This is a genomic window from Streptomyces sp. NPDC102451, assembly GCF_044765485.1.
Taxonomy (GTDB): Bacteria; Actinomycetota; Actinomycetes; order Streptomycetales; family Streptomycetaceae; genus Streptomyces.
This window is the reverse complement of the sequence record NZ_JBIWKD010000006.1, coordinates 395,179-416,473: the sequence shown is the minus strand read 5'-3', so window position 1 is coordinate 416,473 and position 21,295 is coordinate 395,179. Positions and strand designations below refer to the sequence as shown.

Sequence of the window (21,295 nt, the reverse complement as noted above, 5' to 3'; positions counted from 1 at the left end):
TCAAATTTACTAGGACGTCCTAGTAAATGTCGACGGCAAACCGCCCGGCGCTTTCGCGCGGGGCGGTCAGGGGTGTCCGGTCAGGCCTTGACGGCCTGCGGCGACGCGTCGGCGATCAGCGGCTCGACCTCCCGGACCACCTTGCGCTCGACGAAGAACGCGGCGGTCGGGATCGTGCCGGAGATCAGCACCCAGAGCAGCTTGCCGACCTGCCACTTCGCCTTGGAACCGAGGTCGAAGGCGAAGATCAGGTAGATGATGTAGAGGACACCGTGGATCTGCGAGACGACGAGCGTCAGACCCTCACCGGTGTCGAAGCCGTACTTGAAGATCATGCAGACGCACAGGATCAACAGCATGACGGCGGTGACGTAGGCCATCACCCGGTAGCGGGTCAGCACACTGCGTTTCATGACATCGAGCGTAACCGGGCGGCCGGGGCGATCTTGCGGCACCCTGCCCCTCACGACGAGGGCCGCTACTTGTCCTCGAAGTCCTGGGCGGCCACCCGCAGCGGGCGCAGCATCGCGAAGATCTCGGCGCACTCCTCGTCGTCGTACGCCCCGAGCCCGAAGTCCATCGCCATCAGGTCCTGGCTGGCCGCCTCGACGACCTCGCGGCCCTTGTCCGTGATGGAGGCGAGCGTTCCGCGGCCGTCGTTGGGGTTGGGGCGCTTGTCGACCAGCCCCGAGCGCACAAGCCGGTCGACGGTGTTCGTCACGGAGGTGGGGTGCACCATCAGACGCTCGCCGATCTTGGACATCGGCAGCTCACCGGCCTGCGAGAAGGTGAGCAGGACCAGCGCCTCGTACCGGGCGAACGTCAGCCCGTACGGTTTCACCACGGCGTCCACCTCGGCCAGCAGGATCTGCTGCGCACGCATGATCGACGTGATCGCGCCCATGGAGGGCACCGGCCCCCAGCGCCGGTGCCAGAGTTCCTCGGCGCGGGCGATGGGATCGAAGGGGAGGCTGAGCGGCTTCGGCACGGCACCGACCTTACCCACTGGTCACATGGCGGTCAGCACTGTCTCGCACTTCGGTACCGGACATGCGTTCTACGGACCTCCAGGACCAGGAGGAGCGTGCAGACCGTGCCGATCGCCCCCGAGTACGCGACCACCTGGTGCACGGGGACGAACTCCGCGGCCAGCCCGGCGAGGGCCATGCCGATCCCCTGGAACGTCATCAGCCCGGCGGTGAGCAGCGTCATGGCCCGGCCCCGCAGGTGCTCGGGGACCGCGTCGACGAACCACTGGTCGAGGCCGATGACGTACGCCGCCCCGGCCCCGGCCAGGACGAGAGCCCCCACGGCGAGGGCCGTGCCCGGGCGGAACGCGTACAGCACGAGGGGCAGCAGGCCGAGGGCCGCGACCGGCAGCGTGATCCGGGAGCGGGCCCGGGGGGAGAGCGCGGTCCCCACGTACAGCTCGGCACCGATGTGGCCGACGGCCATCGCGCACATCAGCAGTCCGACGGCCGAGGGGCCGGCACCGATCGCGTCCGCGTACGGCGCCGCGAGGGCCTCCGGGGCGACCACGAAGAAGGCCGGCACCCAGAAGAGCAGGAGCAGCCCCAGGATCCTGCGGTCGCCGAGGACGGCGCGGGCCCCGGCGAGCGACTCCCTGAGCAGGGCCCCGCCGGAGTCCCCTCCCGTCCGGGCGGGCCGGTCCAGGGTGCCCAGACGCAGCAGCGCCGCCGAGCAGAGGAACGTCACCACGGTGACCGTGATCGCGCCGCGCGGGGACAGCACGGTGAGCAGCACCCCGCCCGCGCCGAAACCGATGAGCATGGCGCTCTGCGAGACCAGTCGCAGCAGCGAGCGCCCCAGGACGTAGAGGTCGCCCTCCCCGAGGATGTCGGTGAGGGCCGCCGTGCGCGTCCCGGTGAAGACGGGGGCCACCGCGGCCACCGCGCAGCGCAGGGCGAGGAGCCCGCCGACCGGAGTGCCGGGGAGCACCATCACGGCGACGCAGCCGGCGCAGATCAGGTCGCAGGTGACGAGGGTGCGGCGGGCGGGGTACCGGTCGGCGACCCCGGCGAGGAGCGTGCCGCCGATGACGTACGGGAGGAAGCCCAGCGCGAAGGTGAGGGCGGAGAGCAGGGGCGAGCCGGTGAGGTCGTAGACGAGCACGGTGAGCGCCAGCTCGCTGACGACCACGCCGAGGAGCGAGAGCAGGTGGGCGGCGAAGACCGCCCGGAACTCCCGTACGGCGAAGACGGCCCGGTATCCCCCGGCCCCGGGGGTGGAGCCTGCCTCCGGAGCGGGGCCCGGGTCGGGTGAGGCGGCGCGCTCCGGGGGCAGGGCCGGGGACAGCGCCTTCGTGGCGGGCTCTTCGCGGGGTGTACCCGCCGGGGTGGTGTCGCTCGGCATGCACGCAGCCTGGCCGCGCGCCCACTCCCCTCCGTAGACTTTCGGCTCACGCCGAAAGTTGAGCCATGCCGTTCCATCTGTACTTCGACGAGAGCGACCTGCTCCGCTGCCGCTTCGCGCTCTCCCCGCTCTGGGAGACGCAGGAGGCGGTCCGCACGCTGCACCGCCCGGCACGGCACGGCTACCACCTGCCCTGGCTGCGGCAGATCCGGGTGGGCGCCGCGGGACTGGACCTCGCGCCGCTGTGGCTGGTGATGCCGGAGCGCGGCCACAACCCGGACTTCATCTGCCCGCCGCCGCTCGGACCGCTCGCCACCTTCGCCGAGGAGATCGCGGCCGTGCGCGCGACGGATCCGGCCACCGCCCGCGAGGACATGGCGCTCGCGCTCGCCGACACCCCGGGCGCCCTGCGCTCCCCCGCCGGACAGCGGATGCTGGCCGAGCCGGCGCGGGCGGTCCAGGAGCTGGCGGACCTGCTGGAGCGGGCCTGGACGGTGATGGTCGAGCCGCACTGGCCCCGGCTGCGCGCCCTGCTGGAGGCGGACATCGCCTACCACTCGCGCCGCCTCGCCGAGGTCGGCTTCGAGCGGCTGCTCGGCGAGATCAGCCCGCGGCTGCGCTGGACGGACTCCACCCTGACGGTGGTCGGCACCAGCGGGGACCACAGCCGGGTCCTGGGCGGCCAGGGGCTCGTCCTGATGCCCAGCGTCTTCGTCTGGCCGGATGTGGTCGGGGGCTACGAACCGCCCTGGCAGCCCGCCGTGATCTACCCCGCGCGCGGCATCGGCGGGCTGTGGACGGAGGCCGCCGACCGTACGCCCGACGCGCTCGCCCGGCTGCTGGGAAGGGCCCGCGCCGACGTGCTCTGCGCGCTCGGGGAACCGGCGGGGACGAGCGCGCTGGCCCACCGGCTCTCGCTCGCACCCTCCTCCGTGTCCGCGCACCTCTCGGCCCTGCGCGCCGCAGGCCTGCTCACCTCACGGCGCTACGGGCACCAGGTGCTGTACGAGCGCACCCCGCTGGGCATCGCGCTGGCGGCGCAGGAGCACTGAGCGGGGCCTGCGGCTCAGTTCCCCGCCGCGGGGGAGCTCGCGGCGGCCAGGGCGGGCTCCGCCTCCGGGACGGGGCTGCCCGCCGCACGCGACCGGTCCCGCGCCGGGCGGGCCCCGCGCTCACGCAGCAGCAGGAACGACCACACCACGACCGGGGCGAGGGCGGTCGCCAGGGCCGACAGCGCCCAGCCGCGCATCGCGGGGTGAGTGACGGTCAGCAGACAGCTCAGCAGTACGAACAGGCAGGTGGCGGCCGCCAGCGGGCGGCGGACCAGCGTGAGCGTGTAGCCGAGGAGCCGTCCGGGCTCCACCCGGAACAGCGCCTTCGCGTACTGCCTCACCAGCCTCCCGTACGCCTCCCGGGAGCGGCGCGGCCGCCGGGTGAACACGTCCGCCCGGGAGACGGGGCCCTCCGCGACGGCCGGGACGTCCGGGGTGTGGACGGAGCGCCAGTACCGTCCGGTCAGCGGGTTGCGCAGGCGGTGGATGGCGAAACCGGTGGCGATGTCCTCGGTGACGGACTCGTGGAAGCCGCCGGCCCGGCGCAGCGCCGCGACGCGTACGACGTGGCCCGTGCCGGTGAACGCGGGGGCGCCGTAGCGGTTGCCGGCCCGCTGGCTCAGCGCGTGGAAGACGTCCCGCAGGGAACCGGCGGCCCGGGGGCCGGCCGGCGCGGCGCCCGGCTGGAGCCGCGGCCCGACGACGAACGCGATGTCGGGGTCACGGAAGTAGCCCGTCGTCCGCTCCAGGAAGCCCTGCCCCGGGACGTGGCCGGTGTCCACGCGGGCGAACAGGTCGTAGGCGTCCCCGTGCTTGGCGAGCCAGGCGTTGTAGTTGCCGTGCTCCGTCCCCGCCTCGTGCGGGCCCTCCTCCCGGTTCCACTCGGGCACCCCGAGCCGGGTGAAGTGGTGCACGCCCAGCTCGGCGCAGAGCATCCTGGCCTCGGGGTCGTCGCCCTCGTCGAGCAGCCAGACGTCCAGCGGTCCGGGGTGCCGCATCCGTACGGCGCCCTCCAGGCCGGCCCGCACCATGGACAGGGGCTCCCTGCCGGGTACGTACGTGATGAGGAAGGCGAGCACGGTGCCGGGCTCGGGCGTCACCGGGACCGGGTCCCTCGCCACCGCCACGGCGTGGGCCACGGCGGCCGCGCCGGCGAGCACCAGGAGTTCGATCACGCCGACGGAGACCAGCGCCACGGAGTCGGCGAGCACCAGCCACCTCCGGCCGTCCCCTCGCGCGGTCCAGTGCGTGGGCCACAGCACGTGGAGCAGCAGCAGCCCGGTGACCGCGGGGGCGAGCGCCATCAGGAGGACGGCTCGTATTCGGTACCTCTCGGTGCGCCGGGGGCGGCGGAGCCGCACCCGGTAGCGCGCCCTGGGCGGCTCAGCGAGCGGACCCGTGAGACAGCCGCGGCTGTCGTGGTCGTGACCCTCGGACGGCATCACGCCTCCCATGGTCGGATATGCCGGTATCCCCACAGAAGGGGACATCTGACAAGGTGTCGACCCGGCAGGGTCCGACCGAGGGGATCCTTCGCCCGAACGGGAGAACCCCCACCCCCCGGGGGCTCCGGGGGGTGGGGGGTGCGGACGGGGCGTCAGCCCGCCAGGTGGCGCTCCACCGTCTCGACCTTGGAGGTCAGACCGTCGGTGACGCCCGGCCGGATGTCGGCCTTCAGGACCAGGGAGACACGGCCCGCACGGGCCTCGACGGCGGCGACGGCGCGCTTCACGACGTCCATGACTTCATCCCACTCGCCCTCGATGGAGGTGAACATCGCGTCGGTGCGGTTGGGCAGCCCGGACTCCCGGACGACCCGGACGGCGTCGGCGACGTACTCACCGACGTCCTCGCCGACACCCAGCGGGCTGACGGAGAAGGCGACGATCATGCGCTGACCGTCCCCTCGGCGCGGGCGCGGGCGGCGATGACGCCGTCGGCCTCGTACTTCTTGAGCAGCTTCTCGCCGTAGAGCCCGCCGAACGGCAGGACCGCGAGGAGGAAGAACAGGGCGACACGCTTGAACGGCCACTTGGCCTTGACCCACACGTCCAGCAGGAACACCAGGTAGATCGTGAAGAGGATGCCGTGCAGCATGCCGAGCGGCATCATCAGGAAGTCGATGTCCGAGACCCGGCTGAGCACCGAGCCGAAGAGGATCAGCGCCGGGAAGGACAGCGCCTCGGGAAGCGAGATGAGGCGCAGCCGGTGCAGGGCGGAAGCGGTCTTGATGTCCACGAGGGCACCTTCGGTGGGAGGGGGCGTGTCGGCTTGTGAACGCAGGCACAAGCACAAGCCATTGTGGCATCGCTCCCGGCCTCCCCGGGCGGGGGGTCCGCGTCGGGCCCCCGCGGTACGTATCGGCGCATATCAGGGTCGTCTCGGGGTCGGGACCGGCCGCCGGGCCCTGTCCGCGGGGCTCGCCTGCGGCTAACGTCGCACCGTGGCGATGTTCCGACTCCAAGGCAGCAAGACGCTCGCCGTCGACCTGACAGGCGATGCCGTCAAGGCGAAGAACGGCTCGATGGTCGCGTACGACGGCCGGATGGCTTTCAAGAAGATGTCGGGCGGCGGTGAGGGCCTGCGCGGCATGGTGACCCGCCGGCTGACCGGCGAGCAGATGGAGATGATGGAGGTGAAGGGGCAGGGCACCTGCTATTTCGCCGACCGGGCGAGCGAGATCAACCTCGTCTCGCTGCACGGCGAGAAGCTGTACGTCGAGGCGAGCAATCTGCTGGCCACCGACGCCGGGCTGCGCACCGGCACCACCTTCACGGGCCTCCGTGGCGGGGCGAGCGGCAACGGCCTGTTCACCACGACCGTCGAGGGCACCGGCCAGGCGGCGATCATGTCGGACGGCTCGGCCGTGGTGCTGCGGGTGACACCCCAGTGCCCGCTGAACGTCGACCCCGGCGCCTACATCGCCCACCAGGGCAGGCTCCAGCAGCACCTCCAGTCGGGGGTGAACTTCCGGACGTTCATGGGTGAGGGGTCCGGCGAGTCCTTCCAGATCCGCTTCGAGGGCGACGGGCTCGTCTACGTCCAGCCCAGTGAGCGGAACACCGTCGGGGGCGATGTCTGATGCCGTTCCGCGAGATCAACTCGAAGATGGTCGAGGCCGTGGTGGGGCCCGGCCAGAAGATGTACAGCCAGCGGGGCGCGATGCTCGCGTACCGGGGCGACGTCTCGTTCACCCCGAACATGCAGGGCGGACAGGGCGGCCTGGCGTCGATGATCGGCCGGCGGGTGGCGAACGAGGCGACCCCGCTGATGACCGTCGAGGGCAGCGGCACGGTGATGTTCGGCCACGGGGGGCATCACATCCAGGTGATCAACCTGGCCGGCGACACCCTCTACGTGGAGGCCGACCGGCTGCTCGCCTTCGACGGAACGCTCCAGCAGGGCACCATGTTCATGGGCTCGCAGGGCGGGGTGATGGGCATGGTGCGCGGCCAGGTGACCGGACAGGGGCTGTTCACGACGACCCTCAAGGGCCACGGCGCGGTCGCCGTGATGGCGCACGGCGGGGTGATCGAGCTGCCGATCACGCAGGGCAGGCCGGTCCATGTGGACCCCCAGGCGTACGTCGCCCACCACGGGGCCGTGACCAACAAGCTGTCGACCGCGCTCGGCTGGCGCGACATGGTGGGGCGCGGTTCCGGTGAGGCGTTCCAGCTGGAGCTCAGCGGCAACGGAGCGGTGTACGTCCAGGCGTCGGAGGAGAAGCTGTGAGCACGCCGGTGATTTTCGACCCGATGACGCTGCCGTCCGACGACAACGTCAATTCGTACACCTTCTGCGTGGAGCTCAAGGGGAGCCAGTGGTTCCTGCAGAAGGGCAAGATGATCGCCTACTACGGGCAGATCGACTTCAACGGCATCGGCCACGGGCGCTTCGAGCGGCTGATCCGCACGAGCTTCCACTCCCCGCTGCACGCGAGCGACTGGGTGGTGGCCGAGGGCAGCGGCAAGATGCTGCTCGCCGACCGGGCCTTCGACGTGAACTCCTTCGACCTGGAGGACGGCAACCTCACGATCCGGTCCGGAAATCTGCTGGCCTACCAGCCGACACTGGCGCTGAAGCAGTCCATCGTGCCGGGATTCCTGACGCTGATCGGGACGGGGAAGTTCGTCGCCGCGTCCAACGGTCCGGTGGTCTTCATGGAACCGCCGCTGCGGGTGGACCCGCAGGCGCTGGTGGGCTGGGCGGACTGCCCCTCCCCGTGCCACCACTACGATCACGGCTACATGACGGGCGTGATGGGCGGGCTGCGCTCACTGACCGGGATCGGCGGCACCTCGGGCGAGGAGCACCAGTTCGAGTTCGTCGGGGCCGGCACGGTGCTGCTCCAGTCGACCGAGGTGCTGATGCCCGAGCAGGCGACCGGCGCCGTGCCGCACGAGCCGGGCGTGCCGGGCGGCGGCGGTCAACACGGCTCCACCCCGCGCATGCCGGGCCAGCTGGGGGACCTCCAGCGTCGCTTCGGGCTGTGAACGGTAGTCTGCGGAGTGTGACGCCCGGCAGGCGCGTGCGCGGAGTCACACTCCCCCACTTCGTCCGGCTTTCAACATCTTAGGTAGAATCCATACATGGAGACCGAGACGGCCACCCGCTGGCTGACCGATGCGGAGCAGTGCGCCTGGCGCACCCACCTGGACGTCAGCAGGCTGCTGACGCATCAGCTGGAGAAGGACCTCCAGCCGTTCGGCCTGACCATGAACGACTACGAGATCCTGGTCAACCTCTCGGAGTCGGACGACCAGCGCATGCGGATGAGCGATCTCGCCGCCGCCACCCTGCAGTCCAAGAGCAGGCTCTCGCACCAGATCACCCGCATGGAGAACGCCGGCCTGGTCCGGCGCGAGCACTGCGAGTCGGACCGCCGCGGACTCTTCGCGGTCCTGACCGACCTGGGCGGCGAGACGATGCGGAAGGTCGCACCGCACCATGTCGAGTCGGTGCGGCGGCACTTCATGGACCTGCTCTCCCCCGAGGAGCTCACCGGGCTGCACTCGGCGCTGACCCCGATCGCGGAGCACCTGCGCGGCCGGCGCGGCAAGCCGTAGCGCGGACACCCTCAGGGGCGCTCCCGGCCCGGCAGTGGCAGCCGCAGTGTGAACCGTGCGCCGCCGGACGGCGCCGTACCCACCGTGAGCGTGCCTCCGTGCCGGGCGGCCACATCGCGGGCGATGGCCAGACCGAGGCCGGCCCCGCCGTCGTCACGGCTGCGGGCGTCGTCCAGACGTACGAAGCGCTCGAAGATCCGGTCCCGTTCGGCCTCGGGCACTCCCGGTCCGTCGTCCGTGACCTCCACGAGCACCTCGCCCCGCTCCGCCCGTACGGAGACGGTGACCGAACGCTCCGCGTGGCGCTCGGCGTTGTCCAGCAGGTTGCCGACGACCCGGACCAACTGACCGCGTGATCCGGTGACTTCGAGCGGTCCGGTCTCCGCCACGGACACCCGGGGCCCGATCCGGTCCGCCGTGCGCCGGGAGACCTCCTCGCGGACCAGCGCGCCCAGGTCGACCGCCGTACGCCCGGGCCGCTCCCCCGCGTCCAGCCGGGCGAGCAGCAGCAGATCGGCGGCCAGCACCTGGAGCCGCACGGTGTCGGCGACCGCGCCGGGGACGTCCAGCAGCTCCGGGTGGGCCTCCCCCACCTCCAGCTGGGTGCGGAGCGAGGCGATCGGGCTGCGCAGCTCGTGCGAGGCGTCGGCGACGAAGCGCCGCTGCCGGTCGACCGAGGCCTCCAGCACGGTGAGGGTCTCGTTGGTCGTGCGGGCCAGCCGCGCGATCTCGTCCCGCGAGCCGGGTTCGGGCACCCGGCGCCCGAGGTCCTCGGACGCCGTGATCGCGGCCAGTTCCCGCCGGATGCCCTCGACCGGCCGGAGCGCACGCCGGGTGACCAGCCAGGTCACCCCGGCGACGACCAGCAGCATGACGGGCAGCCCGGTCAGCATGGAGGTGCGGACGGTGTTCACGGCCTCCTGCTCGGCCGCGAGCGGGGCGCCCGCGTGGACGGTCAGGGTGACGTCCTCCTCCGTCGTCACCTCGACGGCGGCGAAGCGATAGTCCGCGGTATCGCCGTCGACGGTGGCCGTGCCGTTCGTGAAGTCGGGCGAATCGGAGGAGACCTCGCTGCGGGGCGGGTCGCTCCCGTCGTCATCGTCGTCGTCATCGTCGTCGCCCGGGCCGGGGGAGGGCGCCGGGGACACCGGTACGACCTGTGCCGTGCCCGTGCCCGAGATCGCCTCCAGGTCCTTGGAGACGGCCACCACGCGCCCCTCCTCGTCGGTCACCTGGACGGGGTGGTCGTCGTCGTCCAGGTCCAGCTCCGCGTACGTCGCGCCGAGCGCCAGCTCGCCGGCCACCTCGCGCGCGGTGACCTCGGCCTCCAGGCCCGCCCGGTCCGTCAGGTTGCCGCGCAGCACCAGCAGGACGGCCAGCCCGGCGGCGGTCAGCGCGACGGCGACGACCAGGGTGGCACCCAGGGCGGCCCTAGCCCGTACGGACCTCACAGCGCCTCCAGCCGGTAGCCCGCGCCGCGTACGGTGCGGATCGCCGTGGCGCCGAGTTTGCGGCGCAGGGTGCTGATGTAGACCTCGACGATGTTCGGGTCGCCGTCGTAGGCGAAGTCCCAGACGTGCTCCAGGATGTCCGCCTTGCTGACCACCTCGCCGGCCCGCAGCACCAGCTGTTCCAGGACGGCGAACTCCTTGGCGGTGAGCGCGACTTCCTCCTCGCCCCGGTGGACGCGACGGGCGGCGGTGTCCATCCGCAGGGTGCCGGCGGTCAGCACCGGTGAGGCGGACCCGGCGCGGCGGCGCAGCAGCGCCCGGACCCGGGCGACGAGCACGACGTACGAGAACGGCTTGGTCAGGTAGTCGTCGGCGCCCGTGTCGAGGCCCTCCGCCTCGTCGTACTCCCCGTCCTTCGCGGTCAGCATCAGGATCGGCGTCCCGTGCCCGGCGGCGCGCAGGGCGGCGCAGATCCGGTAGCCGTTCATCCCGGGCAGCATGATGTCGAGGATCACGAGGTCGTGGAGGCCCTGGCCGGCCAGGTGCAGGCCCTCCAGGCCGTCGTGCACGACGTCGACGGCGAAGCCCTCGGCGGTGAGTCCCCTCGCGAGGGACGTCGCGAGCCGCTTCTCGTCCTCCACGATCAACAGGCGCATGGGGACAGCCTCCCAAACCGGACCTGAAGAAGCCTTCAGGTGGCTTCAGGCTGCGTTCAGCATCGCCGGGCCAGTGTGGTTCCCGTCGCTCAGCAAGCCCATCCCACCGGGGAGGAACCCACCATGAAGCGCAACACCGCCATCGCCGCCCTCACCGCGGCCGTACTCGTCGGCGGCGGGCTCGCCACGACCGCCGCCTTCGCCGACTCCGACGGCGCGGGGAAGGACGACCGTACGGCCGCGACCGGCACGGACGCCGGGCGGGCCGGGACGGCTGCGACCGGGCGGATCACCGTGGACGAGGCCGTGGGCGCCGCACTGGAGGCCGTCCCCGGCACGGTCACCGAGGCCGAGCTGGACGACGATGACGACGGCCGCGACCGCACCGTCTGGGAGCTCGACGTGTACGGCTCCGACAAGGTCTGGCACGACGTCACCGTGGACGCCGGCAGCGGCAAGGTGCTGTCCGACCGCCAGGACGACGACAACGACGACCGCGACCGGCACGCACCCCGCTCGGCCGCCGTGTCCCTGGACGCCGCGCTGAAGGCGGCGCTCGGCGCGCAGCCCGGCACGGTGACGTCGGTGGACCTGGACGCCGACGACGACGATGACGACGGCGGCAGGCGCGGTGCGCCGCGCTGGGACGTCGATGTCGCGGGCAAGGACGGCAGGCAGCACGAACTGCACGTCGATGCCGGGAGCGGCAAGGTCACCGTGGACCACGACGACCACGACGGTGACGACGACTGATCCGTCCTCCGCCTGGCAGCGGCTCCCGGGCGGCCCGCACGCCGCCCGGGGGCCGTCAGCTGCCGGCCGGTGCTCCGGTGAGTCCCGCGACCAGTTCGTCAGCCGCCGCGTACGGGTCGAGGCCCCCGGCCACGATGCGTTCCGCCAGGGCGCCCAGCCGGCGGTCGCCGTGCAGGTCGGCGATCCGCTCACGGAGCGCGGTGACGGCGATCGTCTCGACCTCGCGGGCCGCACGCGCCGTGCGCCGCTCGGCCAGGACGCCGTGCTCCTCCATCCACGCCCGGTGCTTCTCCAGGGCCTCGACCACCTCGTCGAGGCCCTCGCCCCGGGCGGCGACCGTCTTCACGATCGGCGGCCGCCAGTCGCCGGGCCCCCGGGACTCCCCCAGGCCCAGCATGTGGTTGAGCTCGCGGGCGGTGGCGTCCGCGCCGTCCCGGTCGGCCTTGTTGACGACGTACACATCGCCGATCTCCAGGATCCCGGCCTTCGCCGCCTGGATGCCGTCGCCCATGCCCGGGGCGAGGAGGACGACGGAGGTGTCGGCCTGGGAGGCGATCTCCACCTCCGACTGGCCGACCCCCACCGTCTCCACCAGGATCACGTCGCAGCCCGCCGCGTCCAGCACCCGGATCGCCTGGGGCGCCGACCAGGCGAGGCCGCCCAGATGGCCCCGGGTGGCCATCGAGCGGATGTAGACGCCCGGGTCGGAGGCGTGCTCCGACATCCGGACCCGGTCGCCGAGGAGCGCGCCCCCGGAGAACGGCGACGACGGGTCGACGGCCAGGACCCCGACCCGTTTGCCGGCCTTCCGGTAGGCGGAGACCAGCGCCGAGGTGGAGGTGGACTTGCCGACACCCGGCGATCCGGTCAGGCCGACGACGTAGGCGTGGCCCGCCAGCGGTGCCAGGGCGGCCATCACCTCACGCAGCTGCGGCGAGGCACCCTCCACCAGGGAGATGAGCCGGGCCACCGCACGCGGCCTGCCCTCACGTGCCTGCTCGACCAGGGTGGGGATGTCCACCTTCACGCTCGGCCTCCTCGCTCGCTCGTACGGACTACTTGCCCGGTACGCGGATGATCAACGCGTCGCCCTGACCGCCGCCGCCGCACAGCGCCGCCGCGCCGGTGCCGCCGCCGCGCCGCTTCAGCTCCAGCGCGAGGTGCAGCACCACACGGGCGCCGGACATCCCGATGGGGTGGCCGAGCGCGATCGCGCCGCCGTTCACGTTGACCTTGTCGGAGGTGACGCCGAGGTCCTTCATCGACTGGACCGCGACGGCCGCGAAGGCCTCGTTGATCTCGATCAGGTCGAGGTCCTCGACGCCGATGCCCTCCTTCTTCAGGGCGTGCCGGATGGCGTTGGAGGGCTGCGACTGGAGCGAGTTGTCCGGGCCCGCCACATTGCCGTGGGCGCCGATCTCGGCGATCCAGTCCAGGCCCAGCGCCTCAGCCTTGGCCTTGCTCATGACGACGACGGCGGCGGCACCGTCGGAGATCTGCGAGGAGGTGCCCGCCGTGATCGTGCCGTCCTTGGTGAAGGCGGGGCGCAGCTTGCCCAGGGACTCGGCGGTCGTCTCGGGGCGGATGCCCTCGTCCTTCGAGAAGAGGACCGGGTCGCCCTTGCGCTGCGGGATCTCGACCGGGGTGATCTCGGCCTCGAAGATGCCGTTCTTCTGGGCGGCGGCGGCGCGCTGGTGGGACAGGGCCCCGATCTCGTCCTGGTCGGCACGGGCCAGGCCCAGGCGGGTGTTGTGCTTCTCGGTGGACTCGCCCATCGGGATGTTCTCGTAGGCGTCGGTCAGGCCGTCGTACGCCATCGAGTCGAGCACCTCGACCGCGCCGTACTTGTATCCCTCGCGGGACTTCGGAAGCAGGTGCGGGGCGTTGGTCATGGACTCCTGGCCGCCGGCCACCACGACGTCGAACTCACCGGCGCGGATCAGCTGGTCCGCGAGCGCGATCGCGTCGAGCCCCGAGAGACACACCTTGTTGACGGTGAGCGCGGGGACGTTCAGCGGGATGCCGGCCTTGACCGCCGCCTGACGTGCCGGGATCTGCCCCGCCCCGGCCTGGAGCACCTGGCCCATGATCACATACTCGACCTGGTCGCCGCCGATGCCGGCCCGGTCCAGCGCCGCCTTGATGGCGAAGCCTCCGAGGTCGGCTCCGGAGAAGCTCTTCAGCGAGCCGAGGAGCCGGCCCATGGGCGTCCGCGCGCCCGCGACGATGACTGAGGTGGTTCCGGTCGTTCCTGACATGAGGCGCAGCCCCTTGGATTGGAAGTGAACGAGGGTTTACCCGAATGTACTGAGCGGTACCGCGCCCGTCATCCGGCAGTGGGTGTGATCGCGCGCACGTTGCGTAACCATCCCCGGGGCGCTGCACTGGTTCCATGCTGACGCGAATCGACCACATCGGAATCGCCTGTTTCGACCTCGACAAGACGGTGGAGTTCTATCGCGCGACCTACGGATTCGAGGTGTACCACTCCGAGATCAACGAGGAGCAGGGCGTCCGGGAGGCCATGCTCAAGATCAACGACACCTCGGACGGCGGTGCTTCGTACCTCCAGCTGCTGGAGCCGACCCGCGAGGACTCCGCCGTGGGCAAGTGGCTGGCAAAGAATGGTGAGGGCGTGCACCACATCGCGTTCGGTACCGCGGACGTCGACGCGGACGCCGCGGACATCCGCGGGAAGGGCGTGCGGGTGCTGTACGACGAGCCCAGGACCGGATCGATGGGCTCCCGGATCACCTTCCTCCACCCCAAGGACTGCCACGGGGTGCTGACCGAACTTGTCACCTCGGCGACGGAGCACTGACCCGACCGATACCCGGCCCGGTAGAGTGGGCGGTTCCGGGCCGGGGCCGGGTCGGGGCCGCGCCGCGTCCCTGCCGTTGATCTGTCACCATTCCCCGGGGGACCGCTCGCCTGCGAGCGGTACTCGCACGGAGAGTTGCGACAGGGTTGGGGTCTCCCCGCTCGAACAGAGTTGAGAGCTCGGGGAAGGATGGGACCGCGCAGTGCGGGGCTACGAGAGCCAGCAGAGCCACCGAGCTGACGACGACCATCTCTCGCGGTTCGAAGCCGAGATGGACCGGCTGAAGACCGACCGGGAGAAGGCCGTCCAGCACGCCGAGGACCTCGGTTACCAGGTCGAGGTCTTGCGCGCCAAGCTGCACGAGGCACGGCGCAGTCTGGCGACCCGTCCCGCACACGACAGCGCGGACGTCGGCTACCAGGCCGAACAGATGCTCCGTAATGCCCAGATCCAGGCCGACCAGCTGCGTACCGACGCCGAGCGCGAGCTGCGCGAGGCCAGGGCGCAGACGCAGCGGATCCTGCAGGAGCACGCGGAGCACCAGGCGCGGCTGCAGGCCGAGTTGCACGCCGAGGCCGTGCAGCGGCGTCAGCGGCTCGACCAGGAGCTGGCGGAGCGCCGGCAGACCGTCGAGTCCCACGTCAACGAGAACGTCGCCTGGGCCGAGCAGTTGCGGGCCAGGACCGAGTCCCAGGCACGCCGTCTGCTGGACGAGTCGCGTACCGAGGCCGAGCAGTCGCTGGCGGCCGCCCGCGCCGAGTCCGCCCGGCTCGCCGACGAGACCCGCCGTCGCGTCAACTCCGAGGCGGAGTCGGCCCGTGCCGAGGCGGAGAGCACGCTGCTGCGGGCCCGCAGGGACGCCGAGCGGCTGATCGACGCCGCCTCCACGCAGGCCCAGGAGGCGACCAGTCACGCGGAGCAGCTGCGCTCGACGGCCACCGCCGAGACCGAGCAGACCCGGCAGCAGACCGCGGAGCTGAACCGCACCGCCGAGCAGCGCATGCAGGAGGCCGAGACCCGGCTGCGCGAGGCCCGGCTGGAGGCGGAGAAGGTCCTCGCCGAGGCGAAGGAGGCCGCGGTCAAGCGGCTGGCCGGCGCCGAGTCGCAGAACGAGCAGCGCACCCGTACGGCCAAGTCCGAGATCGCCCGTCTGGTCGGCGAGGCCACGAAGCAGGCCGAGGCGCTCAAGGAGGAGGCCGAGCAGGCGCTCGTCGACGCCCGGGCCGAGGCCGAGCGGGTGGTCGCCGAGGCCGCCGAGAAGGCCCGCACCCTGGCCGCCGAGGACGCCGCGGCCCAGCTCGCGAAGGCGGCCCGGAGCGCCGAGGAGGTCCTGACCAAGGCCTCCGACGACGCCAGGTCGACCACCAGGGCCGCCGGCGAGGAGGCCGACCGGATCCGCCGTGAGGCCGAGGCCGAGGCGGACCGGCTGCGCGGCGAGGCCGCCGAACAGGCCGACCAGCTCAAGGGCGCGGCCAAGGACGACACCAAGGAGTACCGGGCCAAGACCGTCGAGCTGCAGGAGGAGGCCCGCCGGCTCCGCGGCGAGGCCGAGCAGCTGCGCTCCGAGGCCGTGGCCGAGGGCGAGCGGATCCGTGGCGAGGCCCGCCGCGAGGCCGTCCAGCAGCTCGAGGAGGGTGCCCGCACCGCCGAGGACCTGCTCACCAAGGCCAAGGCCGACGCCGAGGAGCTGCGGACCTCCGCCGGCACCGAGAGCGAGCGCGTCAGGACCGAGGCGGCCGAGCGTGCCGCCACCCTGCGCAAGCAGGCCGAGGAAGCGCTGGAACGCAGCCGCGCCGAGGCCGAGAAGGTCCGCGTGGAGGCCGAGGAGCAGGCCACCGCCCTGACCACGGCCGCGGAAGAGGCGGCCGAGGCACTGCGCGAGGAGACCGAGCGCGGGGTCGAGGCCCGCAAGGCGGAGGCCGCCGAGGAGCTCACCCGGCTGCACACCGAGGCCGAGTCCCGGGTCACCGCAGCGGAGGAGGCGCTCGGCGAGGCGCGTACGGAGGCGGAGCGGATCCGCCGGGAGACGAGCGAGGAGTCCGAGCGGCTGCGCACGGAGGCCGCCGAGCGGATCCGGACGCTCCAGGAGCAGGCCACGACGGAGGCCGAGGGCCTGCGCACCGAGGCCGCCGCCGACGCCGCGCAGTCACGCGCCGAGGGCGAGACCGTGGCCGTACGGCTGCGCAGCGAGGCCGCGGCCGAGGCGGAGCGGCTGAAGACCGAGGCGCAGGAGAGCGCCGACCGGGTCCGCTCCGAGGCGGCTGCCGCCGCCGAGCGGGTCGGTGCTGAGGCGGCCGAGGCCCTGGCCGCCGCGCAGGAGGAGGCCAACCGCCGCCGCCGTGCCGCCGAGGAGGCTCTCGGCTCGGCGCGTGCGGAGGCCGAGCAGGAGCGCGAGCGCGCCCGCGAGCAGAGCGAGGAGCTCCTCGCCTCCGCCCGCAAGCGGGTCGAGGAGGCCCAGGCCGAGGCGCAGCGGCTGGTCGGGGAGGCGGAGAGCCGGGCTTCCGAGCTGGTCTCCGCCGCCGAGCAGACCGCCCAGCAGGTGCGGGACTCCGTGGCCGGGCTGCAGGAGCAGGCCGAGGAGGAGGTCGCCGGTCTGCGTTCCGCCGCCGAGCACTCGGCGGAGCGGACGAGGACCGAGGCACAGGAGGAGGCGGACCGCGTCAGGTCCGACGCCTACGCCGAGCGCGAGCGGGCCACCGAGGACGCCAACCGCGTCCGCCAGGTCGCCCACGAGGAGGCCGAGGCCGCCAAGACGCTGGCCGAGCGGACCGTCTCCGAGGCGATCACCGAGTCGGAGAAGCTGCGCTCGGACACCTCGGAGTACAGCCAGCGGGTCCGTACGGAGGCGTCGGACGCCCTGGCTTCGGCGGAGCAGGACGCCTCGCGCGCCCGCGGCGAGGCCCGGGAGGACGCCAACCGGATCCGTTCCGAGGCGGCGGCCCAGGCCGACCGGCTCATGGCCGAGGCGACGAGCGAGAGCGAGCGGATCCGCACCGAGGCCACCGAGCAGTCGGAGCGGTTCGTCGGAGAGGCGACCGACGAGGCTGAGCGGCTGCGCGCGGAGGCGGCGCAGACCGTCGGGTCGGCCCAGGAGCACGCGGCCCGCACCCGTGAGGAGTCGGAGCGGCTGCGCGCCGACGCCGAGTCCGCCGCGGAGCAGCTGCGCGCGGAGGCCCGCCAGGAGGCGGACCGGCTGCTGGACGAGGCGCGCGAGGCCGCGGCGAAGCGCCGTGCCGACGCGGCCGAACAGGCCGACCAGCTCGTGGCGAAGGCCCAGGAGGAGGCGCTGCGCGCCGCCACCGAGGCCGAGCAGCAGGCCGACAGCATGGTCGGCGCCGCGCGCAACGAGGCCGTGCGGATCACCTCGGAGGCGACGGTCGAGGGCAACTCCCTGGTGGAGCGGGCCCGTACGGACGCGGACGAGCTGCTCGTCGGCGCCCGCCGGGACGCCACCGCCACCCGGGAGCGGGCGGAGGAGCTCAGGGCCCGGATCGAGAGCGAGATCGAGGAGCTGCACGAGCGCGCCCGGCGCGAGACCTCCGAGCAGATGAAGACGGCGGGCGAGCGCGTCGACAAGCTGATGAAGGCGGCGACGGAACAGCGGGCCGAGGCCGAGGCGAAGGCCAAGGAGCTGCTTTCGGACGCGAATTCGGAGGCGAGCAAGGTCCGTATCGCCGCCGTGAAGCGTGCCGAGTCGCTCCTCAAGGAGGCCGAGACCAAGAAGGCCGAGCTGACCCGGGTGGCCGAGAAGCTGCGCGCGGACGCCGAGGCCGAGGCGAAGCAGATCGTCGACGAGGGCCGCCGGGAGCTGGACCTGCTGGTCCGCAGGCGCGAGGACATCAATACGGAGATCTCCCGTGTCCAGGACGTCCTGGAGGCGTTGGAGTCTTTCGAGGCTCCGGGCGGTACGGGTAAGGCCTCGGGCGGCGGTGCCGGGGGCGTCAAGGCCGGTGCGGCGGCGGGTAACCGGTCGGGGGGCAAGGCGTCGGACGGGTGACCGCACACCTTCGCCATGAACATTCAAACCTTCGGGTCGCAAGCGCTCCGGGGGTCAGCCACTCAAAAGGGGTGTCATTCTCCATACCAAAGCGGCATCTTCACGTTGACACGCCGCTCCGGCCCCTAGGATTCCCTCTAACACCTCACCGGTCTCATTCGACAGGAACCCCATGAGCGACCCTTCCTCCCCCTTCGGCTTCGAGCTCGTGCGACGTGGATACGACCGCGGTCAGGTGGACGACCGCATTACCAAACTCGTCGCCGACCGTGACAGCGCTCTCGCCCGTATCACCTCTCTGGAGAAGCGCATCGAGGAACTCCACCTCGAAACGCAGAACGCCCAGGCCCAGGTCAACGACGCCGAGCCGTCGTACGCCGGGCTCGGTGCCCGTGTCGAGAAGATCCTCCGCCTCGCCGAGGAGGAGGCGAAGGACCTGCGTGAGGAGGCCCGCCGCGCGGCCGAGCAGCACCGCGAGCTGGCCGAGTCGGCCGCCCAGCAGGTGCGCAACGACGCGGAGACGTTCGCCGCGGAGCGCAAGGCGAAGGCCGAGGACGAAGGCGTCCGTATCGTCGAGAAGGCCAAGGGCGAGGCGGGCACGCTGCGCACCGACGCCCAGAAGGACGCCCAGCAGAAGCGCGAGGAGGCGGACGCCCTCTTCGAGGAGACCCGCGCCAAGGCCGCCCAGGCCGCCGCGGACTTCGAGACGAACCTCGCCAAGCGCCGCGAGCAGTCGGAGCGCGACCTCGCGTCCCGTCAGGCGAAGGCCGAGAAGCGCCTGGCCGAGATCGAGCACCGCGCCGAGCAGCTCCGCCTGGAGGCCGAGAAGCTCCGTACGGACGCCGAGCGCCGGGCCCGTCAGACGGTGGAGACGGCTCAGCGTCAGGCCGAGGACATCGTGGCCGACGCCAACGCCAAGGCCGACCGGATCCGCAGCGAGTCGGAGCGCGAGCTGGCGGCGCTCACCAACCGCCGCGACTCGATCAACGCCCAGCTGACCAACGTCCGCGAGATGCTGGCGACGCTGACGGGTGCCGCGGTCGCCGCCGCCGGCTCCCCGGCGGAGGACGACTCCGCCACCCGTGGTGTCCCCGCCCAGCAGACCCGCTGAGCAAGGGCCCTACGTCAGCTGTACCCCTTTGCGCGCCCGGTTCCGCCTTTGTGGTGGCGCCGGGCGCGCGGCCGTTCTAGCGTGAACGCATGATCGAGCTCGACGGCCTCACCAAACGCTTCGGCAACAAGGTTGCCGTCGACCATCTGTCATGCCGGGTCAGGCCGGGAATGGTGACGGGGTTCCTCGGCCCGAACGGGGCGGGCAAGTCCACGACCATGCGCATGATGCTCGACCTCGACAACCCGACCAGCGGCAGCGTCCGGATCGACGGCCGGCACTACCGCGACCTCCAGGAGCCGCTCAAGCACATCGGGGCGCTGCTGGACGCCAAGTCGATGCACGGCGGGCGCAGCGCGTACAACAACCTCCTGTGTCTCGCCCAGAGCAACCGCATCCCGGCGAGCCGGGTCTCCCACGTCCTGGACACGGTCGGCCTGACCGCGGTGGCGAGGAAGAAGTCCAAGGGCTTCTCCCTCGGCATGGGCCAGCGGCTGGGCATCGCGGCGGCGCTGCTCGGCGACCCCGAGATCCTGATGTTCGACGAACCCGTCAACGGCCTGGACCCCGAGGGCATCCACTGGATCAGGAATCTGATGAAGGCCCTCGCCGCGGAGGGCCGGACGATCTTCGTCTCCTCGCACCTGATGAGTGAAATGGCTCTGACCGCCGACCACTTGATCGTCATCGGTCAGGGCAAGCTGCTGGCGGACACCTCGATGGCCGACTTCATCCACGAGAACTCCCGCAGTTTCGTACGGATGCGCTCTCCGGAACAGGAGCGCCTGCGCGATCTGCTGCACGCGGAGGGCGTCGTCGCGGTCGAGTCGGGCAACGGCACGCTGGAGATCGACGCTGAGGCCCCGGAGCGGCTCGGTGAGCTCGCCGGCCGGCACGGAATCGTGCTGCACGAGCTCAGCGCCCAGCGCGCGTCCCTGGAAGAGGCCTTCATGCAGATGACCGCGGGCTCCGTGGAGTACCACGCCCACTCCGAACGCGACGGTGCCCAGCCTCCGCCGGTGGGACCGCACTGGGGCGAGCAGTGGAACCAGCAGCGGACCGGCGGCTCCGCGGCCGGCGACCCCACGAAGGGGGTGTGACGGCATGGCATCGGTACCCGCGGTCCTGAATTCCGAGTGGACCAAGATCCGTACGGTCTCGTCGACCACCTGGACGCTGATCTGCGCGTTCGTCGTCACCGTCGCCATGGGCGCCGCCCTGAGCGCCCTGCTGAACAGCCAGTTCGACGACCTGTCCACCGCCGAGCAGGCCACCTTCGACCCGACCTATGTGAGCTTCTCCGGAATGGTCCTGGGGCAGCTGGCGATGGTCGTCTTCGGGGTCCTGGTGGTGGGCACGGAGTACAGCTCCGGCATGATCCGCACCTCGCTCTCCGCCGTGCCGCAGCGCGGATCGTTCCTCTTCAGCAAGATCGCGGTGGCGGGCGTCCTGGCGCTGGTGGTCGGCCTGGCCACCAGCTTCGTGACCTTCTTCCTCGGCCAGGCCCTGCTCGGCGACCGCGGCACCGACCTCGGCGCGGAGAACGTGCTGCGCGCGGTCTTCGGCGGCGGCATCTACATGGGCCTGATCGCTGTCTTCTCCATGGGCGTCGCCACGATGCTGCGCAGCTCGATGCTGTCGCTCGGCATCCTGATGCCGTTCTTCTTCCTCGTCTCGCAGATCCTGTCGGCGGTCCCGGGTGCCAAGAGCGTGGCTCGCTACTTCCCCGACCAGGCCGGATCCAAGATCATGCAGGTGGTTCCGGACGCCATGAACAGCGACCCGGCGCCGTACGGGCCGTGGGCCGGGCTCGGGATCATGGCGCTCTGGGTGGTCGCGGCGCTGGCCGGCGGCTACCTCGTACTGAAGAAGCGGGACGCCTGACCGGCACCCGGGACGCGGACGCTCCGCGTGACGGCTTGGCCGGAACCGCCCGCGGCTGGTTATCCTCCTAACTCTTGACGGGGGCGTGCGGCCACAGGCCTGGGCCCCGACGACAGATACGTCGATGGGGC

At 72.0% G+C, this 21,295-nt stretch carries 20 protein-coding genes and 1 pseudogene; 11 read left to right on the top strand and 10 right to left on the bottom strand.

Features of this window, described 5'->3' with window-relative positions; genetic code table 11:
- Nucleotides 1–80 precede the first annotated feature (80 nt).
- The 3 genes and pseudogenes from ACIRD8_RS17430 to ACIRD8_RS17420 form a co-directional block, all read right to left on the bottom strand.
- A complete protein-coding gene (locus ACIRD8_RS17430) occupies nucleotides 81–413 on the bottom strand; it encodes a DUF3817 domain-containing protein (RefSeq protein ID WP_403991656.1) in 333 nt (110 codons plus the stop codon).
- Nucleotides 414–478: 65 nt separating this feature from the next.
- Nucleotides 479–988 carry a MarR family transcriptional regulator gene (locus tag ACIRD8_RS17425; RefSeq protein WP_356711533.1) on the bottom strand — a complete coding sequence of 170 codons (510 nt, stop codon included), beginning with the start codon at nucleotides 986–988 and terminating at the stop codon, nucleotides 479–481.
- 10 nt (nucleotides 989–998) lie between these two features.
- Nucleotides 999–2,373 (bottom strand): annotated as a pseudogene (locus tag ACIRD8_RS17420) (MFS transporter).
- A 65-nt stretch (nucleotides 2,374–2,438) separates the two neighbouring features.
- On the opposite strand from ACIRD8_RS17420, the gene ACIRD8_RS17415 reads away from it, so the two are divergent.
- Entirely contained in the window at nucleotides 2,439–3,425 is a 987-nt protein-coding gene (locus ACIRD8_RS17415; protein ID WP_403991653.1) for a DUF5937 family protein, read from the top strand.
- A gap of 14 nt (nucleotides 3,426–3,439) precedes the next feature.
- Here ACIRD8_RS17415 and ACIRD8_RS17410 read toward each other — a convergent pair whose 3' ends face one another.
- The 3 genes from ACIRD8_RS17410 to ACIRD8_RS17400 all read right to left on the bottom strand — a co-directional run bounded on the left by ACIRD8_RS17410 (nucleotide 3,440) and on the right by ACIRD8_RS17400 (nucleotide 5,663).
- Entirely contained in the window at nucleotides 3,440–4,867 is a 1,428-nt protein-coding gene (locus tag ACIRD8_RS17410; protein ID WP_403991651.1) for a glycosyltransferase family 2 protein, read from the bottom strand.
- A gap of 155 nt (nucleotides 4,868–5,022) precedes the next feature.
- On the bottom strand, nucleotides 5,023–5,316 hold the full coding sequence (locus tag ACIRD8_RS17405; RefSeq protein WP_015578763.1) for an MTH1187 family thiamine-binding protein: 294 nt from the start codon (nucleotides 5,314–5,316) through the stop codon (nucleotides 5,023–5,025).
- Complete coding sequence (locus tag ACIRD8_RS17400) at nucleotides 5,313–5,663, bottom strand: DUF3817 domain-containing protein (RefSeq protein WP_403991649.1); 351 nt, start codon at nucleotides 5,661–5,663, stop codon at nucleotides 5,313–5,315. The genes ACIRD8_RS17405 and ACIRD8_RS17400 overlap by 4 nt, the downstream gene beginning before the upstream one ends.
- A gap of 211 nt (nucleotides 5,664–5,874) precedes the next feature.
- Here ACIRD8_RS17400 and ACIRD8_RS17395 point away from each other — a divergent pair, with 211 nt between their 5' ends.
- The 4 genes from ACIRD8_RS17395 to ACIRD8_RS17380 all read left to right on the top strand — a co-directional run bounded on the left by ACIRD8_RS17395 (nucleotide 5,875) and on the right by ACIRD8_RS17380 (nucleotide 8,491).
- Complete coding sequence (locus ACIRD8_RS17395; protein WP_403991861.1) at nucleotides 5,875–6,507, top strand: AIM24 family protein; 633 nt, start codon at nucleotides 5,875–5,877, stop codon at nucleotides 6,505–6,507.
- Complete coding sequence (locus tag ACIRD8_RS17390; RefSeq protein ID WP_403991646.1) at nucleotides 6,507–7,157, top strand: AIM24 family protein; 651 nt, start codon at nucleotides 6,507–6,509, stop codon at nucleotides 7,155–7,157. Before ACIRD8_RS17395 ends, ACIRD8_RS17390 begins: the two co-directional genes overlap by 1 nt.
- Nucleotides 7,154–7,918, top strand: a complete 765-nt coding sequence (locus ACIRD8_RS17385; RefSeq protein WP_403991644.1) for an AIM24 family protein — start codon at nucleotides 7,154–7,156, stop codon at nucleotides 7,916–7,918. The genes ACIRD8_RS17390 and ACIRD8_RS17385 overlap by 4 nt, the downstream gene beginning before the upstream one ends.
- 96 nt (nucleotides 7,919–8,014) lie before the next feature.
- Nucleotides 8,015–8,491, top strand: a complete 477-nt coding sequence (locus ACIRD8_RS17380; protein ID WP_403991641.1) for a MarR family winged helix-turn-helix transcriptional regulator — start codon at nucleotides 8,015–8,017, stop codon at nucleotides 8,489–8,491.
- A gap of 11 nt (nucleotides 8,492–8,502) precedes the next feature.
- Here ACIRD8_RS17380 and ACIRD8_RS17375 read toward each other — a convergent pair whose 3' ends face one another.
- Both ACIRD8_RS17375 and ACIRD8_RS17370 read right to left on the bottom strand, forming a co-directional pair.
- Nucleotides 8,503–9,942, bottom strand: a complete 1,440-nt coding sequence (locus ACIRD8_RS17375) for an ATP-binding protein (protein ID WP_403991638.1) — start codon at nucleotides 9,940–9,942, stop codon at nucleotides 8,503–8,505.
- A complete protein-coding gene (locus ACIRD8_RS17370) occupies nucleotides 9,939–10,598 on the bottom strand; it encodes a response regulator transcription factor (RefSeq protein WP_403991635.1) in 660 nt (219 codons plus the stop codon). The genes ACIRD8_RS17375 and ACIRD8_RS17370 overlap by 4 nt, the downstream gene beginning before the upstream one ends.
- 123 nt (nucleotides 10,599–10,721) lie before the next feature.
- Between ACIRD8_RS17370 and ACIRD8_RS17365 the strand changes: the two genes are divergently transcribed.
- Nucleotides 10,722–11,351, top strand: coding sequence for a PepSY domain-containing protein (locus ACIRD8_RS17365; protein ID WP_403991632.1), 630 nt, complete (start codon nucleotides 10,722–10,724; stop codon nucleotides 11,349–11,351).
- Between the two features lie 55 nt (nucleotides 11,352–11,406).
- Here the strand turns inward: ACIRD8_RS17365 and meaB are convergent, their stop codons facing one another.
- Both meaB and ACIRD8_RS17355 read right to left on the bottom strand, forming a co-directional pair.
- A complete protein-coding gene (gene meaB, locus ACIRD8_RS17360; RefSeq protein WP_403991629.1) occupies nucleotides 11,407–12,378 on the bottom strand; it encodes a methylmalonyl Co-A mutase-associated GTPase MeaB in 972 nt (323 codons plus the stop codon).
- A 28-nt stretch (nucleotides 12,379–12,406) separates the two neighbouring features.
- The gene (locus ACIRD8_RS17355) at nucleotides 12,407–13,609 is read right to left on the bottom strand and encodes an acetyl-CoA C-acetyltransferase (RefSeq protein WP_403991626.1); all 1,203 of its coding nucleotides are present in this window, start codon (nucleotides 13,607–13,609) and stop codon (nucleotides 12,407–12,409) included.
- A gap of 134 nt (nucleotides 13,610–13,743) precedes the next feature.
- Between ACIRD8_RS17355 and mce the strand changes: the two genes are divergently transcribed.
- From mce to ACIRD8_RS17330, 5 genes are all read left to right on the top strand, one after another.
- On the top strand, nucleotides 13,744–14,172 hold the full coding sequence (gene mce, locus ACIRD8_RS17350; RefSeq protein WP_403991623.1) for a methylmalonyl-CoA epimerase: 429 nt from the start codon (nucleotides 13,744–13,746) through the stop codon (nucleotides 14,170–14,172).
- Between the two features lie 202 nt (nucleotides 14,173–14,374).
- Nucleotides 14,375–18,169 (top strand): polarized growth protein Scy, encoded by a 3,795-nt coding sequence (gene scy / locus ACIRD8_RS17345; RefSeq protein WP_403991620.1) that lies wholly within the window; start codon nucleotides 14,375–14,377, stop codon nucleotides 18,167–18,169.
- A gap of 172 nt (nucleotides 18,170–18,341) precedes the next feature.
- Nucleotides 18,342–19,280 (top strand): cellulose-binding protein, encoded by a 939-nt coding sequence (locus tag ACIRD8_RS17340; RefSeq protein WP_403991618.1) that lies wholly within the window; start codon nucleotides 18,342–18,344, stop codon nucleotides 19,278–19,280.
- A gap of 89 nt (nucleotides 19,281–19,369) precedes the next feature.
- Entirely contained in the window at nucleotides 19,370–20,380 is a 1,011-nt protein-coding gene (locus ACIRD8_RS17335) for an ABC transporter ATP-binding protein (RefSeq protein ID WP_403991615.1), read from the top strand.
- A gap of 4 nt (nucleotides 20,381–20,384) precedes the next feature.
- Nucleotides 20,385–21,164 (top strand): ABC transporter permease subunit, encoded by a 780-nt coding sequence (locus ACIRD8_RS17330; RefSeq protein WP_403991612.1) that lies wholly within the window; start codon nucleotides 20,385–20,387, stop codon nucleotides 21,162–21,164.
- Nucleotides 21,165–21,295 lie beyond the last annotated feature (131 nt).